This is a genomic window from Chitinophaga terrae (ex Kim and Jung 2007) (genome assembly GCF_900107795.1).
Lineage (GTDB): Bacteria > Bacteroidota > Bacteroidia > Chitinophagales > Chitinophagaceae > Chitinophaga > Chitinophaga terrae.
The window spans coordinates 105,541-123,331 of record NZ_FNRL01000004.1 but is presented as its reverse complement, the minus strand read 5'-3'; the positions used below and the strand labels follow the sequence as shown (position 1 = coordinate 123,331).

14 protein-coding genes are annotated in these 17,791 nt (G+C 48.5%); 1 reads left to right on the top strand and 13 read right to left on the bottom strand.

Features of this window, described 5'->3' with window-relative positions:
• Positions 1-9: 9 nt before the first annotated feature.
• The 4 genes from BLV62_RS05765 to BLV62_RS05750 form a co-directional block, all read right to left on the bottom strand.
• Positions 10-2,217 (bottom strand): multicopper oxidase domain-containing protein, encoded by a 2,208-nt coding sequence (locus BLV62_RS05765; RefSeq protein WP_089759617.1) that lies wholly within the window; start codon positions 2,215-2,217, stop codon positions 10-12.
• Positions 2,218-2,232: 15 nt separating this feature from the next.
• A complete protein-coding gene (locus BLV62_RS05760) occupies positions 2,233-2,733 on the bottom strand; it encodes a DUF3347 domain-containing protein (protein WP_089759615.1) in 501 nt (166 codons plus the stop codon).
• An 18-nt stretch (positions 2,734-2,751) separates the two neighbouring features.
• A complete protein-coding gene (locus tag BLV62_RS05755; RefSeq protein WP_089759613.1) occupies positions 2,752-2,958 on the bottom strand; it encodes a heavy-metal-associated domain-containing protein in 207 nt (68 codons plus the stop codon).
• Between the two features lie 94 nt (positions 2,959-3,052).
• Positions 3,053-5,302 (bottom strand): heavy metal translocating P-type ATPase, encoded by a 2,250-nt coding sequence (locus tag BLV62_RS05750; protein ID WP_089759611.1) that lies wholly within the window; start codon positions 5,300-5,302, stop codon positions 3,053-3,055.
• A gap of 124 nt (positions 5,303-5,426) precedes the next feature.
• Between BLV62_RS05750 and BLV62_RS05745 the strand changes: the two genes are divergently transcribed.
• Positions 5,427-7,391 carry a sialate O-acetylesterase gene (locus BLV62_RS05745; protein ID WP_089759609.1) on the top strand — a complete coding sequence of 655 codons (1,965 nt, stop codon included), beginning with the start codon at positions 5,427-5,429 and terminating at the stop codon, positions 7,389-7,391.
• Between the two features lie 2 nt (positions 7,392-7,393).
• Here the strand turns inward: BLV62_RS05745 and BLV62_RS05740 are convergent, their stop codons facing one another.
• The 9 genes from BLV62_RS05740 to BLV62_RS05700 form a co-directional block, all read right to left on the bottom strand.
• Complete coding sequence (locus tag BLV62_RS05740; RefSeq protein ID WP_089759607.1) at positions 7,394-7,972, bottom strand: NADPH-dependent FMN reductase; 579 nt, start codon at positions 7,970-7,972, stop codon at positions 7,394-7,396.
• A 115-nt stretch (positions 7,973-8,087) separates the two neighbouring features.
• Positions 8,088-10,250 (bottom strand): c-type cytochrome domain-containing protein, encoded by a 2,163-nt coding sequence (locus tag BLV62_RS05735; RefSeq protein WP_089759605.1) that lies wholly within the window; start codon positions 10,248-10,250, stop codon positions 8,088-8,090.
• On the bottom strand, positions 10,250-11,275 hold the full coding sequence (locus BLV62_RS05730; protein WP_089759603.1) for an NHL repeat-containing protein: 1,026 nt from the start codon (positions 11,273-11,275) through the stop codon (positions 10,250-10,252). The genes BLV62_RS05735 and BLV62_RS05730 overlap by 1 nt, the downstream gene beginning before the upstream one ends.
• Before the next feature lie 18 nt (positions 11,276-11,293).
• Entirely contained in the window at positions 11,294-12,745 is a 1,452-nt protein-coding gene (locus BLV62_RS05725) for a DUF1501 domain-containing protein (protein ID WP_089759601.1), read from the bottom strand.
• 2 nt (positions 12,746-12,747) lie between these two features.
• Positions 12,748-15,069, bottom strand: a complete 2,322-nt coding sequence (locus BLV62_RS05720; protein WP_089759600.1) for a PSD1 and planctomycete cytochrome C domain-containing protein — start codon at positions 15,067-15,069, stop codon at positions 12,748-12,750.
• A gap of 169 nt (positions 15,070-15,238) precedes the next feature.
• The gene (locus BLV62_RS05715) at positions 15,239-15,805 is read right to left on the bottom strand and encodes a 4'-phosphopantetheinyl transferase family protein (protein WP_089759598.1); all 567 of its coding nucleotides are present in this window, start codon (positions 15,803-15,805) and stop codon (positions 15,239-15,241) included.
• Positions 15,802-16,056 carry an acyl carrier protein gene (locus BLV62_RS05710; RefSeq protein ID WP_089759596.1) on the bottom strand — a complete coding sequence of 85 codons (255 nt, stop codon included), beginning with the start codon at positions 16,054-16,056 and terminating at the stop codon, positions 15,802-15,804. The genes BLV62_RS05715 and BLV62_RS05710 overlap by 4 nt, the downstream gene beginning before the upstream one ends.
• Positions 16,057-16,067: 11 nt before the next feature.
• Positions 16,068-17,348, bottom strand: a complete 1,281-nt coding sequence (locus BLV62_RS05705; RefSeq protein ID WP_089759594.1) for a beta-ketoacyl-[acyl-carrier-protein] synthase family protein — start codon at positions 17,346-17,348, stop codon at positions 16,068-16,070.
• A complete protein-coding gene (locus BLV62_RS05700) occupies positions 17,345-17,785 on the bottom strand; it encodes a 3-hydroxyacyl-ACP dehydratase FabZ family protein (RefSeq protein WP_089759592.1) in 441 nt (146 codons plus the stop codon). The genes BLV62_RS05705 and BLV62_RS05700 overlap by 4 nt, the downstream gene beginning before the upstream one ends.
• Positions 17,786-17,791: the final 6 nt, after the last annotated feature.

Here is a 17,791-nt window from a genome sequence, read left to right as displayed (position 1 = left end):
TCCTGGATTTTAATAGCTTAATGTTATTCCCGCTCCATATCCCATATCACTATCATAATGTGTTGAAATTGCCAGGCGCCTGGTAACGATATACCTGAAACCGGCCATGTATTCCTTGTCTGTATTCACCATGAAGTTAAATCTCAACCTCCTTGTCACCGGTACATCCTCCCTGCTTAACTGCACTCTTATCCTTCCATCTGTATCTACCGAAGCATCTGCAATGATCAGCATGGGCAACGTATATTCAAGCCCGACATGGAACACCTGCCTGTAATCTTTTGTATTGGTTTGCCCAAAAAGGTTCTTCTCGGCCTCTCTCATGCGCCGGTACCTGACATCCCAACCGATGTATGGGAACAACCATTGCATCTTCCCGAAATACCGCCCGAAATGGCTTTCCGATTCATAGCCATGATCTGCGTTTAAGCCCACTCTCCATTCGGTAGACAAACGATACCTGGTATTGGCAACAATCAGTTCTCCGTCGCTGCCGTTGCTTTCCAGTCCTACCCTTCCCATCACATGCAGCATCCTGTCATCTTTCTTCAACATCCTGTAAGCCATCCGCGGGTCAGGCACTTCAGGGTTAGGCGGCGAGTCTTCATAACTGAACACCCGTCCCATTCCGCTCATCATATGGTATAAAATATGGCAGTGGAAAAACCAGTCGCCGCTCTCTGTCGCCTTAAATTCGATCGTATCTACTTCCATCGGCATGATGTCCAACACCGTTTTCAGCGGCGAATAATCGCCCTGGCCGTTCAGCACCCTGAAAAAGTGCCCGTGCAGGTGCATAGGATGCCGCATCATGGTATTGTTGAAGATCACCATCCTCACTATTTCCCCTTTCTTAATAAGTATCTTGTCTGTTTCTGAAACAGTTTTGTTGTTGATACTCCATACATAACGGTTCATATTACCCGTTAGTTCAAAATTCAAAAGCTTAACCGGGCCGTCTGGCAATGTTGTTTTTTCAGGCGCTTTCAGCATGCCGTAGTTCAGGGTAACAATATCGCCGCTGTTATTCATGTCCATGCCTTTCATCCGGCCATGCCGGCTGTGATCATTAGCGGGCGGAGCGTCCAGTTCGGGATACATAACGGTATTCATATCCATTACCTGGTTAGACATCTGCATTCCTGTGCTGGTATCCAGGTCCCCGTTCATCTTCATCATATCATTCATCATCTTCATCCCTTCGAAATACTTCAGCTTGGGGAGTTCGCCTACCGGCATTTTCATGCCTTGCCCCAGCCACAGGGAAGTAGACCTTGTCCTGTCTTCCGCTGTAGCCATAAATTCGTACTGCATATTTTCAGGTACGGGTACCACCAGGTCATAGGTTTCGGAAACGCCTATCAGCAGCCGGTCTACTACCACGGGCTGTACATCGGCCCCATCGTTGGCAATAACGGTGATCTTACCGCCGGAATAGCGCAGCCAGAAATACGTAGAGGCGCTGCCGTTAACTATGCGCAGATGTACGCTATCGCCGGCTTTAAATTGTGGCTGACTGTCCGTTACCTGGCCATTGGAGAGGAAGCGTTCGTAATAAACATCGCTTACATCCATAGCGTTCATGCGCTTCCACTCGTTCGTCAGTTTCGTTTTAAAATGGTTGGTTTTTGCTGCCTCGGCATAACTCTGTACAGAGCCTTTTTTAATGGCGAACCAGTCGTTCGCGTTATGCAGGTAACGGTTCACGGTATGAGGGTGCAGGTCCGTCCAGTCGCTCAGCAGTAAGGTATATTCATTCTTCGGCTCCTCGCCTCTTTTGCGCATCACGATAGCGCCATGCAGCCCGCTTTGCTCCTGCAACATGGTATGACTATGATACCAATAAGTGCCGTGCTGTACTACGGGGAACCTGAATATGTGCGTTTTCCCCGCTTTAATAGGTTGAGTGGTTAAATAAGGTACGCCGTCGTACTGGTTAGGCAGTATGATGCCATGCCAGTGAATGGATGTTTCTTCGCGGAGGGTATTATGCACATGGATTTCGGCGGTATCGCCTTCCGTGAAATAAAGTGTAGGGCCGGGCGTGGTTCCGTTAACAGCCAGCGCATGTCTTGTTTTGCCGGAGTAGTTAACCATGGTATCGCCAACATACAGATCATATCTTACAACCTTAGGTTGGTTCCCGGTTAAAGAAGCCTGCGCAACAACCGTGCTGCACAGGCTCATAAAGGCGATATACAGAAATAATGCTTTCATTCGATCTAACTAAATCTATTCAATAGTACCTGTAACCTTTCCGCAGGTCAACATCTGCTTGCCGTAATACGGATTTTTTATCGTATTGTTATCACTTAACCAATAAGCCTTTTTCATGGGGCAGTATTGCTGGTAAACAGGGCCGGCGGATAATGGCACTGCTTTAACCAGGATGGTAAGATCGTCTGACAATGTTTTAAACGCGTCCCGTTGTTTGTTTAAATCATTGGCGCCGGCAATGGTTTGCGCAGAAGTCAGCAACTTGCCAGACAACGGCTCAAAGGCTGCCTGTTCTGCAGCAGGCAAAGCGCTGATAGTAATATCCTGGATCGTTTTCGCCAGCTTGCCTGACCGGGCTGCCGCCGCGGCGGCATCGTTGTTTGTCAGCGCTTCTTTAACACTGTAATACTGGGTCAGGATAGGCGATAACTGGGGAGATACATTCCTGTTCTGCGCTCCTGCTGTTTGTAAGAGCGCCGTTACCATTGCCAATAGTGCAAACATTATCTTCTTCATAAAAAATATTTTAAAAGATTACGCTATATCAATCGCTTTAAATCCAGCTTTTTCTATAGCATTCCGTACTTCGCTTTTATCTTCAACCTTTTTAACGGTCAGTATTTTATCAGGGCTCTGCAGGTCTACCTGCCAGTTATCTGGTCCTACCAGTTCATTCAATACCGGCGTTACTGTTGCAATACATCCTGAGCATTTGATATTCGTTTTGAATTTTGCTTCCATTTTATTTAATGTTTTAGTTTGATGATGTAAAAGTAGTATGATAACGAGGGGCGGCTGTTATACAATTCATATAACCTTTTATATAATTATCACTTTATAGTTTCGCCGTTTTTAACCGGAGGCTATTGCTTACCACACTTACAGAACTCAGTGCCATTGCAGCGCCGGCGATCATAGGATCCAACAGGAACCCGTTAACCGGGTACAGGATGCCTGCCGCAATCGGTATCCCGATGATGTTATATATAAACGCCCAGAAGAGATTTTGTTTAATTGTGCTCACTGTTTTTGCAGAAAGTTTCAACACTTTCGGGATGCTGTTCAGATCGGAAGTGATGAGTGTGATCTTGGCCACATCAATGGCAATATCTGTTCCTTTACCCATCGCTATACTCACATCTGCCTGTGCAAGGGCTTGTGAGTCGTTGATCCCGTCGCCTGCCATTGCCACTACTTTGCCTGCCGCCTGCAGGGTTTTCACAAACTCCGCTTTCCCTGAAGGTATTACCTCCGCCTTGTATTGTCTAATACCGGTTTGCGACGCCACTGCCGCTGCTGTGTGTTCATTATCGCCTGTCAGCATATATACTTCTATGCCGCTTTGCTGCAATGCTTTAATAGCCGCCGCTGAACCTGGTTTTACTTTATCTGCTATACCTATGACGGCCAGCAGTTCTTTTTCACGGGCATAGAAGATAACTGTTTGAGCGCTAGCCTGCCAGCTTTGTACAGTTGCTGATACCTGGGCCGGCAACGCCACTTTGTTAGCGTTCATCAACGCTTCATTACCTACCAGGTATCGCTGTCCTTTATACATGCCAACGGCTCCCTGGCCGGTAACACTGTCGAAATGTTCAAGGCTTATTCTTTTATCTGCATCCCTGAAGTATGCTACTACCGCATTCGCCAGCGGATGTTCCGACTGGTGTTCGATCGCATACAATACCCCGGCCGCAACACCGTCTTCTTTCAGCCAATGGATATTCGTTACTTCCGGCTTGCCTTCTGTAATAGTGCCTGTTTTATCAAGTATTAAAGCATTTACTTTATATGCTAACTCCAGGCTCTCTGCATCCCTGATCAGCATATTGTTTTCTGCACCTTTGCCTATTCCAACCATAATAGCTGTTGGAGTAGCAAGGCCCAGGGCGCATGGGCAGGCGATCACCAGCACGGTTACTGCCGCCAGTAATGCATGGGTAAAGGCATTGTTGCCGCCCCATATAATCCAGGCAAGGAAAGTGAGTATAGATATGCCAATAACAATGGGTACAAAGATGCCGGCAATCTTGTCTACCAGCTTTTGTACAGGCGCTTTACTGCCCTGCGCTTCCTGCACCATTTTAATGATCTGCGCCAACAGGGTATCTGCCCCTACTTTTTCAGCTTCAAACCTGAAGCTGCCTTTCTGGTTAATGGTTCCGGCAAATACTTTTGCACCGGCAGCTTTTGATACCGGCAGGGGTTCGCCGGTGATCATGCTTTCATCAACATACGATTGCCCTTCCACTACCTCGCCGTCTACCGGGATCTTGTCGCCGGGTTTAACCATCAGTATATCACGGGCTTGTACCAACGAAATGGATACCTCTTCAGGCTGGCCATCCTGGTTGATCCTCATCACCGTTTTCGGCTGCAGTCCTATTAATTTCTTAATGGCTGAAGAAGTATTGGATTTAGCTCTTTCTTCCAGCAACTTGCCAAGCGAGATAAAGGCGATCACTACTGCCGCCGCTTCAAAATAAACATGCGCATGCAATCCGCGCTGGTGCCAGAACTCAGGGTACAGCGTATTGAAAGCGCTGAACACCCAGGCAATACCTGTACTTAAAGCTACCAGGGTATCCATATTGGCTTTGCCATGCCGGGCCTGTTTCCAGGCGTTGATGAAGAACGAACGGCCCAGGAAGAATACTACCGGCGCAGACAGTGCCATCATGATAAAATTACCATAAGGCATATCCATGAAGAACATACCGATGATCATTACCGGCGCCGCCAGGATAGCCGACCAGATAGTTCGTTGTTTGATCTTCCTGTAATGCTGTTGTTGTGCCGCCGCCTGTTCTTCTTCCTGGTTCTCTTTATTGATCAGCAGGTCGTAACCAATGCTCCTGATAGCGCCCTGCAACATCTCGGGAGTGACCAACTGGGGGCTGTATTCGACCCAGGCGGTTTGGTTGGCAAAGTTCACCCCGGCAGCCTTTACGCCAGGCACAGCCTGGAGCATTGATTCGACGCTTACCGCACAGGCGGCGCAGGTCATTTCCAGCACCGGGAATGTTTCTTTTATGATCTTCTGACTATTTGCAACTTTCGGTTGTATTGATAGGGTTGTAGCCATCTTCTTTCTTTTTTACAAAGGTAGAACCGCCCTGCTCCTTCCCTTTTACATTATTTAGTATTTGATGTATATAATTTTAAGATTGTCTTTATTACATTTATGACATGCTCAAATCGTCCACGACATGAAGAAAACAGTTCTTTTATTATCCGCCAGCCTGCTGCAGGCTGCGGCCTTTGCCAATGTACGCCTCCCGAATATCTTCGGCGATAACATGGTATTGCAACGCGATAAACCTATCCCGGTATGGGGATGGGCCGATAAAAATGAAAAAGTCACCGTTCAGTTCAATAACCAGACAAAAACGGTGAAAGCCGATAAAAATGGTCAATGGAAAGTAGAACTGGCTCCGGTAGCCGCTGGCAGCGGTTCTTATACCCTCACTGTAAAAGGGAATAACAGCATTACGCTGCACGATATCGTAATGGGAGATGTTTGGATATGCAGCGGTCAATCCAATATGGAATGGCCGGTAAGCAGGGTGTTCAATGCTACTAACGAGATCGCCCAGTCGGCTAACCCGAACATCCGCCATTTTTACCTGCCGAAAGATGTTTCCGCAACGCCTAAAGATGATGTAAAGCCAAGCGCCTGGAAACCGGCGTCGCCCGACAATACCGGCGAATTTACCGCCGTAGGCTATTTCTTTGCCAAAGCCTTGAATGAGCAACTGCATGTACCTATTGGCCTTGTCCATACTTCGTGGGGCGGCACCATGGTAGAAACCTGGATCAGCCGGGAAGGCATGGCTAACAGCAGCACATTCAGCGAGCTGATGAAACGGACTCCTGTGCTGAACCTCGACTCGCTCAATGGAGCGATCAGGGACAAGCTTATCCGGAAGATTACAACCCTGCAGGGAAAACTCCCTGACGCTACTACAGCAGCCGCTTTTAAAGATGCCGGCCTGAATGATCAGAGCTGGCCTAAAATGAGCCTGCCTGGCTACTGGGAAACCAAACAACTGAAAGATTTCGACGGCGTGGTATGGTATCGTAAAACCGTTAACATTCCGGCAGAAGATGCAGGTAAGGGAGCAACCCTGAGCCTGGGCGCTATTGACGATAACGACGTTACCTATATCAATGGCGTACAGGTAGGCAGCACCAACGATTACAGCGCACAGCGGGTCTATAAAGTACCGGCAGGCATATTAAAGGCCGGCGAAAATGTAATTGCCATAAAAGTAACTGACAATGCAGGGAATGGCGGCGTATATGGCCAGAAAGATGACCTGTTCCTGGAAATAAACGGCCGCAAACAGCCACTGGCCGGCGAATGGGGATTCCAGGTTGCCGCAGTTTCGCCAGGCGCTTCCAGCCTCGGACCCAACAGTTACCCATGCCTCCTCTATAACGCCATGATCCACCCTATCCTCCAACTGGGCATCAAAGGCGCTATCTGGTACCAGGGCGAAACCAACGCAGGCAGGGCTTATGAATATCGCCAGTCTTTCCCGTTAATGATCCAGGACTGGAGAAAACTATGGAAACAGGGCGATTTTCCTTTCTACTTTGTGCAACTGGCATCTTTCAACGCCAGCAACGGCAACAGTAAAGTGGGAAGCTCCTGGGCAGAGTTAAGAGAAGCGCAAACCCTCACTTTGCAGCTGCCTAATACAGGAATGGCGGTGATCACCGACATCGGTGAGCCTACAGACATTCACCCGCGCAATAAACAGGATGTGGGTAAACGACTGGCAGCCATTGCGCTTAACGATACTTATAAAATGGCGCAGGTAAGCGCAGGTCCAACCTACCAGTCGATGGCCGTTAACGGCAATAAGGTAACCATCACTTATACCAACGTCGGCGGCGGGTTAAAAGTAAACGATAAATACGGCTATATCCGCGGTTTTGAAGTAGCAGGGGCCGACCAGCAGTTCCATTATGCGAAAGCATACCTGGATGGCAATAAAGTAGTTGTTTATTCAGATGAAGTAGCCAGCCCTGTTGCCGTTCGTTTCGGATGGGCAGACAATAACCTGGAAGATAACCTCTTCAACCAGGAAGGTTTCCCAGCTGCTCCGTTCAGAACAGATAACTGGAAAGGTATTACCGAAACCAATAAGTTCGCAGTTCAACTGTAAACCTATCTCAAACCCGGGGAAGGAAGCAAGGTAACTTCTTTCCCCGCTGTTATATCAGCCAGCGAATTAACCAGTTTACGTACGTTGTTCAACGTTAGTTCATCTGTGATAATTCCCTGGCTGTTTATTTTGGTCTTAACCGCGGGGATAACCAGCTGCGTTGCTTCTGTTATCCGCGATTCTATGATCAGCAACGTTCCCAGTAATGATTGGTGGGCTTTATATCCGGAGGTTCCTGCTGTTATCAGCGCTACGGGTTTTGAAGAAAAGTGCATGGAAGAAACGGTCCAGTCGATGGCGTTCTTAAGGGTGCCGGGCACTCCAATTGCATATTCGGGAGTGCTGATCAGCACTGCATCTGCCGCCTCCAACTGTTCCCTGAACGCCTTTACCGGCGCCGGAGCCTGTTCTGGGTCCATATCTTCATCGGGATTGAAATGCGGGATGTTAACCAACGGCATGGCGTCAGTTATCTCGAATATTCCTTCTGCCAGCGTTTTGACTGCATTAATAAGTTGATGATTGGAAGAAGCCTGCCGGGTGCTGCCACAAATAGCCAATAACTTAGGGAGTGATTTCATTATGATCGTTATTACCAGGCCAAAATTACGGTATCTGCCGCTACCGTATTACCTTCTTCTTATCTGAAATTATATTTTCCCGGGTAAAAAACATCTTCTCCCCGGCAATTTCAGGTCAATTGATCATCAGTTCATCTGCAAACACCCAACCCCGGCCTCCTTTGCCCGGATGCCAGTCAGGGATCTTTTCCAACCCTGTGAGCACTACCTTCAGGCAACTTACATTGGTAGCAGGGAAATCGCATTTTACATCCATCGACATAGAAGGATCATCTTTCTTTCCCGGTGCGGGTATTACTTTTTTCAGCAGTTTCAGGTGTTTGGGGTCCTGGCCTCCGTAAATTTCAATTTTTGATGGCGGGAAAATATATCCGTTTACGTTACTCAGTATGCCTACGCAGACCTGCGATACAGGAACGGGAGTTTTGTATATCAGCAAGGCTGCCAAAGGATCTTTGTAATAGCCCAGCCATTTGCCGTTCCCCTGTTCTGCGCCTCCGCGCTGTTTATCGTTCAGGGTGAGCGCTCCGCTACCGGCATAGCTGCCATCGGGCGTGGTGATCAAAACCACGCTGTCGGGGATATAGGTTGTTCTGGAGAAAGCAAATTGCACAGGGTCGCTGGCATACCAGCCATTCTTGGTAGCAACAGCCCTTACTACAGTATTCCGGCTGATCTCTACACTATCTTTCAAGACCGGCGAATTAACAGTATCCGGGGCTGTGCCATCCAGGGTATAATGAATAGCCACTCCTTTTACCGGGTGCCGGAGGCAGACCTGCATTTTATCTTTGAACACCAGGTCGGTAGATGCCAGTATAGGCTGGTTTAATTTCAGGGGATGTGACCCGTCTTCGATAAACCCTTTTACGATGGCGGTTTGAGGCAACTGCTTCTGCAATTTCTCAAAATCACCGGCTGCTAAGCCACTGTTCCAGAGATAAAGTTCCTTTAACGCTTTAGCGCTTTTCAATGCCTGCAAAGCAGCAAGGGTCACAGGCGTTCCGGACAACGACAAACGTTCCAATTTAGGCAGGGAAGCCAGTTCGGCCAATGTTTGCCCCTTGATATTCGTGAAATTCAGATTCAATACCCTTAACTCTTTAAACGATGCCAGTAACTTCAGATCCTTGTCTTCAACCGGCATCTTTTGCAGGTGCATTTCAATGATCTGCTTTTTTAAAGGCAACAGCTCTTCGATCGTTTTGGAATTGAACTGGTCTTTGTTATAACAGTTTACCACCAAAGGCGCTGCATGCTGGGCAATAGGGTAAATTACCCGGTAGTTGTTATTGAGTTGCTGTACGAGCTTTTCGTCTGCCGGCGCAAAATCATATACCGGTTCGCTTGCCGGCGCCTGCAACAGGCTGGCTGCCGCCATCCGCAAGCTATCATCCATCGGCAGGGCGATTGCTTTAAGGTTAAAGGATGCTCCTGATTTGATCCAATGATAAAGTAATGCAGTTTCCTTTTCGTTGAGTTGCGGTTTGCCGGCAGGCGGCATATGCTTCTTATCGTCGGGCGGCAGCAGCAACCGCGCATAGATCAGGCTTTGATCGGGATGCCCGGCCACTATTGCTTTGCCGTTCTTCCCTCCTTTCAACAGTTGTGCAGGATGTTCCAGTACCAGCCCGCCTTTTGCTTTACCTGCGTTATGGCAACCCATACACTTCTCTTCCAGTATAGGTTGCACCAGGTCGGTATAGACTTCCGCCTTTTCCAATGGCACCAGTTTAGGCTGTTGCGGCGTTACCGGCGCTAAAACAAAGTTAGCCCCATGGGTGATATCCGCTCCTAAATGCCCGGTAACTAATAACAGCAACGTTACCAGCAACATACCGCCTTTCATCCACCACTGATCTTCCAACTGCCTGCGGGTTAGTACATAGAGCGCCGATACCAGCCAAAGCAATATCACTCCTCCCCATTTATGCCATTGCAAACCGGCTTCATCGTAGCCCGCTTCTTTAGAAAGGAAAATCCCCATAATTACGGTAAAGGCGGTCAGCAACGCGCCTGTAAGCAGCAATACGCGGATTGCCACATGTTTCCATTTCTGCAAGGCGGGATCACGCGGCCGTATAAACGCTATCAACGCCGCCAGCAATAAAATAACTATAGGAAAGTGTAACAGTAAAGGATGCATCCGGCCAACTACCTGCAACCAGGGCGGCAATACGATGCTATTGCTGAAACATACCAAAAAAAGTACGAAGGTATTGGCGGCAAGCAGGATACTGCCGCCAACACGGTACCATTTACCTGTCGGTTCGTTCATTAGACTCTCTTCAATTTATATGGGTAAACTTTACCTGAAGCCCACTGGGCAACGTACAGGTTTTCATCGCTGTCTACACATACGTCGTGAGGATGTACAAATATTTTCTCCGCCTGCTGCATTGGCTGCAATGCACCGTTCACATAGGTAGGCGCGGTACCGCCAATGTTGGATACTACTTTATTATCCTTATCCAGGATCGTTACAAACCCACTGGCGTTGGCATCCATATTCGGCGAACGCAATACGGCGGCATACAGGTATTGTCCTTTTATCACAGGCCGGCAAACACAAGCCCCGGGCGTCGAAATCACTTCCATCAGTTTTCCGTCCATAGAAAACCGTTTAAAACAATTCCTTGTTCTATCCGTCACAATGAGGGTCGGATCTGCTTTGCGGTAATCTACGCAAATACCATGTGCATTATCCAGGTGTTCCGTGCCTTCTCCCCGGCCTCCGAAGAAATTGAGCAGTTTCCCTTTGCTGTCGTAATGCAGTACATACTGTGCGCCGTAGCCATCGGCAACGAAAATATCGCCGTTCGGCGCTATCGTTGTTTCTGTTGGTACAAACTCTTCTTTCTTTTTATAAACTCCCGATTCTGCAGGATAGTCTATTGTCAGCAACACCTTGCCATCCATGGTGGTCTTGTATACCTGGTGCTTTTCCGTATCTGTGATAAATAAATACTCCGTGCCGTTCTCGTTCCAGAGGGTCAGGCCGTGGGCGCCGGGAAATTCATGTCCCCAGTTTTCCAATAATTTACCGGAGGTATTGTAGATAAGGATGTTGTTCTTTGTTTCATTTGTCAGCAAAATGATCCTGCCCTTTTTGTCCTGCACCATTTCATGGCAGTCTTTTACCGGGTACCTGCTACTATCAAGTGTTCCCCACTTTGTATCCAGGACATACTTTTTATTATTATGCCCGTATACCGGTCCTTTAGGCTTCGCGAACAGATCGCGCGAAATATAAAATGATGCTGTTACTAACGCTGAAGCCTGTATGAATTTCCTTCTTTCCATTATGATAATAGTTTATTATTACGCCATTAAACCGGGCAGCACTTTTCCGGCTACATCTGTAAGCCTGTAGCGGCGGCCCTGGTGTTTATAAGTTAATTTCTCGTGATCCAGCCCCATCAGGTGCAGAACGGTGGCATGAAAGTCATGCACATGCACCGGGTCTTTGATAATGTTATACCCGAATTCGTCTGTTTCTCCATATACGATCCCGGGTTTCACTCCGCCTCCCGCCATCCAGATGGAGAAGCAGCGGGGATGGTGATCCCGCCCGTAATTATCTGCCTGTATCTTGCCCTGGCAGTAATTGGTACGCCCGAATTCTCCTCCCCAGATCACCAGTGTTTCATCGAGCAGTCCCCGTTGTTTGAGATCGGTGATCAGTGCCGCGGAAGCCCTGTCCACATCTTTTGCCTGGCCCGCCATTTCGTTCGGCAGGTTGCCATGCTGATCCCAGCCCTGGTGATATAACTGGATAAAGCGCACACCGCTTTCAGAAAGCTTCCTGGCCAGCAGGCAATTGGCCGCAAATGTACCGGGAACAAGGCATTCCGGTCCGTAGAGTTTTACAATATCGTCCGGTTCTTTCGAAAGATCGGTTAGTTCAGGTACGGCTGTCTGCATCCTGTAGGCCATCTCATACTGCTGTATCTTAGTGCTGATCTCCGGATCGCCAAACTCTTTATACGATTGTTCGTTTAAGGCTGCCAGCTGGTCCAGCATCTGCCGCCTGTTAGCCATATCCATGCCTTCGGGATTATTGAGGTACAGCACCGGGCTTTCCCCACTGCTGAACTGTACGCCCTGGTGAATGCTGTCTAAAAAGCCGTTAGACCATAACTTGCTGTACACCCCCTGGCCGTTTCCTTTACCCCGCGATAACAACACGCAAAAAGCCGGTAGGTTCTTATTCTCGCTGCCTAAGCCGTAGCTCATCCACGAGCCGAAGCTGGCGCGGTTTCCCTGCTGGGCTCCTGTCTGGAAAAAGGTAAGCGCCGGATCGTGGTTGATCGCTTCTGTATACATGGATCTTACGATGCAGATGTCGTCTACAATACTGGCGGTATGCGGGAACAGGTCGCTGATCCAGGCCCTGGAAGCGCCGTATTGCTTAAAGTCGTAGTACGAACCTACCAGCGGGAAAGACGACTGTCCGGAGGTCATGCCCGTCAGCCGCTGTCCGTTCCGGATAGAAGGGGGCAATTCCTGTCCCATCATCTCTCTCAGCTTGGGTTTATAGTCGAAGCTCTCCAACTGGGAAGGGGCGCCATTCTGAAAGAGGTAAATGATCCTTTTGGCTTTAGGCGCAAAATGAGGTACGCCGGGTGTAAATGCCAATTCATCTGTACCCTTGCTGAAAATATCAGGAATGAGCAGGGAACCCAACGCCAGGCTGCCTACCCCAATGCTGAGGTTCGACAGGAACTTGCGGCGGTTCATATTCAGATGATGTTCTAAGAATTCATTTTTCATTGTCAGGTTTTTGAGAGGGTTTCCTCCAGGTTGTAAATAGTGGTGATCACCTGCATCATGGCGGCCCATGACGCATTATCAAGCCCTGTAGCCATCGGGTATTCGCCCTGTTTTAATAGTTTCACAGCTACGGTAGGTTGCTGCTGGTATAATTGCTGTTGCTTTGCATAATACTGCTGCAGGATAGCCAGCTCTTTTTCGGCCGGCTGCCTGCAAACAATTAACCTGAAAGCCTGCTTTATATTATCTGCAACATTATTGTTCTGTTTAATGAGCTTCGCAGCCAAAACCCTCGACGCCTCCAGCACTGTCGGGTCATTGAGCATGATCAAGGCCTGTAACGGGGTATTGGTGTTCACTCTTTTCACCTCGCACTGGTCCCTGTTACTGGCGTCGAACAACATCATCGACGGAGGGGGCACCGTTCTTTTAATGAAAGTGTATAATCCTCGTCTATAAAGGCTTTCGCCATGGTCCTGCTTATAACTGGCCAGTATCCCTCTTCCTGATGTAGCCATTTCCCAAAGCCCCTTGGGTTGATAAGGTTTCACGCTGGGACCGCCGATGGTATGTACCAGCAGGCCGCTGCTTTCCAGTACCAGGTCGCGCACCAGTTCGGCCGGCAGCCTGAATCTTGGGCCCCTGGACAGATAAATATTCTCAGGATCTGCTTTCAGTTTTTCAGGCGTTGCCACAGCCGATTGCCTGTAAGTGGCCGACATTACCATTTGTTTAACCAGGCGTTTGATATCCCATCCGTGTTGCATGAAATCAACGGCCAGCCAATCCAGCAATTCGGGGTTGGAAGGCAGATCGCCCTGCATCCCGAAATCGCCCGTGCTCTTAACGATACCCCGCCCGAAGATCTCCTGCCATTGCTGGTTTACAAAAACCCTTGCAGTTAAAGGGTTACGGGGATCAAACAACCAGTTCGCCAGTCCTAACCTGTTAGGCGGATAGCGGCCCGGATCAAATGATAAGATGGCTTTAGGCGTTTCAGGATGCACTTCAACAGTGGGATTATCGTAGTTCCCACGGCCAAGCACATACGTTTTTTTAACACTGTCGCGCTCTCCCATTACCGACACGATGAGCTTAGCTGAATCCTGTTTGTTGATGAAATGCAGCACGCCTTGCAGGTCTTCTTTCGTGATCTCCATCAACGGCGTCTTTGCATAGGTATTGGGGCCGCCTACTGTAGATTCAAGCCCTACTTCCCTTACATTATTGAAGAAGGCAAACAGCTCGTAATATTCTTTCTGTGAAAATGGATCGTATTTGTGATCATGACAATGCGCACACTCGATGGTAATACCCAGGAGGCTTTTGCCAAAGGTATTTGTGCGGTCTGTTACATATTCTACGCGGTATTCTTCATCTATCACTCCTCCTTCTTCCGTGATCTTATGATTGCGGTTGAAACCTGATGCCAGTAATTGTTCCCTGGTACCGTTGGGGATCATATCGCCCGCCAGTTGCCAGGTCACAAAATCTTTATAGGAAAGATTCCCGTTGAATGCGTGGATTACCCAATCCCTCCAGGGCCACATGCTGCGATAGTTGTCGTCCTGGTAGCCATGTGAGTCGGCATACCGGGCAACGTCCATCCAGTGAATGGCCATCTTTTCTCCGTAGGCGCTGTCTTTCAACAACTCGTCTACCATCTTTTCATAACCCTGGTTGCTGGTATCGGCGGCAAACCGCTGCATCCGGTCAATAGACGGAGGCAGGCCTGTCAGGTCAAGACATAATCTTTTCAGCAGGCGTTCATGATCTGCCTGCCCGTTAGGCTGCAGCCCTTTTTCTTCCATCTTCGCCAGCACGAACCTGTCAATTTCATTATACCCCCATTGCTGGTCGGCAACCTTCGGCAATGCAGGCTTTACCGGCGGCACAAAGGCCCAGTGAGGCTTATATTTAGCGCCCTGCCTGATCCATTTCTCTATCAGGCTGATCTCGTGGGCAGTTAAAGTAATGTTGGAACTCACGGGCGGCATCCGCATCGTACTGTCGGTAGATGTGATGCGCTGGTATAGAACAGAGGCCTTGGGATTGCCGGGTACAATGGCATGTGCGTCGGGCGACTCCTTCAATGCTTTATAGGCGCTGTCGCCTATATCCAGGCGCAAACCCGCTTCCCGCTTGTTGGCATCAGGGCCATGACAGGCAAAGCATTTATCCGAAAGTATCGGCCTGATATGAAAATTATAGTCGACTGAATCCGGTAGTTTTTCTGCTAACTGTTCTGAAGCTGTGTTATTGTTGTTACAAGCCAGCATAAAAAACAAACCACAGATTGCTGGTCCTACATAACGATGGAACATGGGTTTGATTTAGATTAGAATTCGCGTGTTCACTTCTCCCGCGTCTGGGAAATCCCCTGTCAGATGTTACTATAGCTGTTATAAAGATCGGGGAATAAATTATACCATTCAGATGTTATTTTACCTGAAACTGGTATTATTTTCTCATTTGTATGAACATACATACAAATCAAAAACCGGGAGGCAATAGGATGCCTGTGTAATTACCATGATGGCTAAGAGATATGGGGCTCATTTCACCGGTATGAGGATCGCGGATCCATGGAATGCCGGACGGGTCTTTGTATAGTTTTTCGAGTAAAGGCAACCTGCCGTTTTGCTGCAACAACGCGGTGAAGGAAGGGGTTTGAAAGCAGCCGGCGAGAGGTGTTAGCTGCTTAAGCAGGGCGATAGAGCTGGCCGCATAGGTATGAACAGCCTGGCTGGTAAAACAAGTACGGAAAGGGTAAGCCATGTTAGCATGTACGACAGATCCCCAGGCGTCCTCGTCATTCATCCCCTCTACCTGCACGGTATAATGATGCGGCGTATAACGCCTGTCGCCCGTTTGCCGGTTAACGATCTTATAAACAGCTTCTTTGCAGCTCCACAGAAGCCAGGTTATCAATACCGGGTTGCCGGCATCCTGTACCAGTTTTTTTTCGGCAGGCAGGAAAAGTTTGTCCAGGAACCCTTTCCTGGTAATGCGGCTTTCTGCAGCTGCCGCCTGGAGGTCAACGATGTCGTTGCCTATCATTTTTCTTTTAACTTGGCAGTTACAATATCCAGTGCAGCCTGTACATTCAACATCTTCTCCATTTCTTCATTCTGGATAACAATATCATACTTCTCTTCAACATCCAATACTACATCTACCAGGTTGGCAGAATTGATCTTGAGATCATTAATAAAGTCTGTAGATGTATTTAAGTTAGCCAGTGCTTCTGTATTCTTTGCGTAAGGCTTTACTATTTCTCTGATTTGTTCGATAAACACGGATGTTTCCATTGCTGGTAACTTTAAGATTGCAGGTATTTTTTCAAAATAACACAGGCGTTCACATCGCCGAAACCAAAACTCGCTTTTGCCAATAAATTTATGCTTTTATGTAATAGGGTCCGGGGAATTCTTTGCGGATCAACCAACGCCGTTACTTCCGGATGCAGGTCTTCGCAATTGATATTAGGGAAAATAAACCCTTCTTTGATCTGCAACGCCGATGCCACCAGCTCAATGCTGCCGGAAGCGCTCAAACAGTGGCCGGTCATCGATTTCAGCGCATTAAGATAAGGGAAGCGTTCTCCTTCCACTCCCAATGCTTTGCTCCAGTTCATCACTTCTTCCGCATCCTTTCCCGTAGCTGTAAGATGGCCATTAACAAGGTCGATATCTGCGCCGTTTACGCCGGCATTTGCAAGAGCCGCGGTTATGCAATGCTGCACTGCTTTGCTGTTTGGCGCCGTCATGGTTCCCCCGTTCCGCTGCCCGCCTGCATTAATGTTACCACCCAAAACCTCTGCGTAGATATTGGCGCCGCGTTCCAGCGCCGCCTCCAGCGATTCCAGCAACAACGCCCCCGCCCCGCTTCCCGGCACTATACCGCTGGCAGATGCGCTGAGGGGCCTGGAACCTTTTTCAGGCGTTGCGTTGAATTTATAGGTACATACTTTCAGGGCGTCGAAACCTCCCCAGATATAAGGACTGCTGTCGCTCGTGGCTCCCGCCAGCATGCGAACAGCCTGGCCGTTCTTAATACGTTCGTAGGCCAGCAACAGGCTTTCGGCGCCGGTGGTACAGGCAGAGGAATTGGTAGTCACCTGGTTGCCCAACCCCAGTTTTCCCGCCAGGTAAGCGCTCACCCCACTGGCCATTGTCTGCGGTACAACGCTGCTGCCTAAACGACGCACCTGCCCTTCATCTACTTTATAAACAGATTCCCTGAATTTTTCAACTCCTGATGTCCCTGTTCCGAATATCGTTCCACTATCCCAATCGGGATCGCCGTTTTCATCGCCAATGCTTAAACCCGCATCCTGCCAGGCTTCCAGCCCGGCGATAATGCCGTATATAATTCCTGAACTGGTCAGTTGCTTTAATTCCAGTTCATTGAAATAAGCTGTTAATATTTCCTGGCTTACCTCCGGCTTACCTGCAATCTGGCACGAAAAATTCAGCGCCGCCAGCTGCTCTTCAAACCTGATCCCTGAAACTCCTTGCTGAATAGCCGTTCTGAACGCAGGTATCCCAACGCCGTTGGGCGATACCACGCCCAGTCCTGTTATCACTACTCTGTTACTCATACTGTCTTTTGTCTGATCATCCCCGATAATACCCCGTCACAAATCAACCGTTCATTACTCCAAAGGGAAGTTTTGCATTTTAATTTACCAAAGCGGAAATAAACTTTTTCCGCTGTTACTTTCACCGTTTCTCCCGGTAAAACCGGATGGTAAAAATTCACTTCTGAAGAAGTCATCGCAATTGCCGGCTGCATTGTTGCAATAGTATCTCTTACCAGGTAAATACCCAGGCAGGCCAGGCCTATCTGCGCCATTATCTCCGTTAATATAACACCCGGCGTCACCGGGTTGTTAACAAAATGGCCCTGGTAAAAATAATGGTCGGCATGCAAAGTATAATAACCTGTCACTTTCTCTTCATCTATATACTCCAGCCGCTCCACGAATAGAAAAGGATGGCTGTAAGGCAGGTATGTCAGTACTTCTTCTTTAGTCATAATCCT

What these genes read in the sequence shown, in the direction of transcription:
- BLV62_RS05725 (WP_089759601.1), bottom strand. Translation starts at nt 12,745, where the DNA reads ATGAAAAATGAATTCTTAGAACATCATCTGAATATGAACCGCCGCAAG.
- BLV62_RS05765 (WP_089759617.1), bottom strand. Translation starts at nt 2,217, where the DNA reads ATGAAAGCATTATTTCTGTATATCGCCTTTATGAGCCTGTGCAGCACG.
- BLV62_RS05715 (WP_089759598.1), bottom strand. Translation starts at nt 15,805, where the DNA reads ATGATAGGCAACGACATCGTTGACCTCCAGGCGGCAGCTGCAGAAAGC.
- BLV62_RS05705 (WP_089759594.1), bottom strand. Translation starts at nt 17,348, where the DNA reads ATGAGTAACAGAGTAGTGATAACAGGACTGGGCGTGGTATCGCCCAAC.
- BLV62_RS05755 (WP_089759613.1), bottom strand. Translation starts at nt 2,958, where the DNA reads ATGGAAGCAAAATTCAAAACGAATATCAAATGCTCAGGATGTATTGCA.
- BLV62_RS05730 (WP_089759603.1), bottom strand. Translation starts at nt 11,275, where the DNA reads ATGGAAAGAAGGAAATTCATACAGGCTTCAGCGTTAGTAACAGCATCA.
- BLV62_RS05760 (WP_089759615.1), bottom strand. Translation starts at nt 2,733, where the DNA reads ATGAAGAAGATAATGTTTGCACTATTGGCAATGGTAACGGCGCTCTTA.
- BLV62_RS05735 (WP_089759605.1), bottom strand. Translation starts at nt 10,250, where the DNA reads ATGAACGAACCGACAGGTAAATGGTACCGTGTTGGCGGCAGTATCCTG.
- BLV62_RS05710 (WP_089759596.1), bottom strand. Translation starts at nt 16,056, where the DNA reads ATGGAAACATCCGTGTTTATCGAACAAATCAGAGAAATAGTAAAGCCT.
- BLV62_RS05740 (WP_089759607.1), bottom strand. Translation starts at nt 7,972, where the DNA reads ATGAAATCACTCCCTAAGTTATTGGCTATTTGTGGCAGCACCCGGCAG.
- BLV62_RS05700 (WP_089759592.1), bottom strand. Translation starts at nt 17,785, where the DNA reads ATGACTAAAGAAGAAGTACTGACATACCTGCCTTACAGCCATCCTTTT.
- BLV62_RS05745 (WP_089759609.1), top strand. Translation starts at nt 5,427, where the DNA reads ATGAAGAAAACAGTTCTTTTATTATCCGCCAGCCTGCTGCAGGCTGCG.
- BLV62_RS05720 (WP_089759600.1), bottom strand. Translation starts at nt 15,069, where the DNA reads ATGTTCCATCGTTATGTAGGACCAGCAATCTGTGGTTTGTTTTTTATG.
- BLV62_RS05750 (WP_089759611.1), bottom strand. Translation starts at nt 5,302, where the DNA reads ATGGCTACAACCCTATCAATACAACCGAAAGTTGCAAATAGTCAGAAG.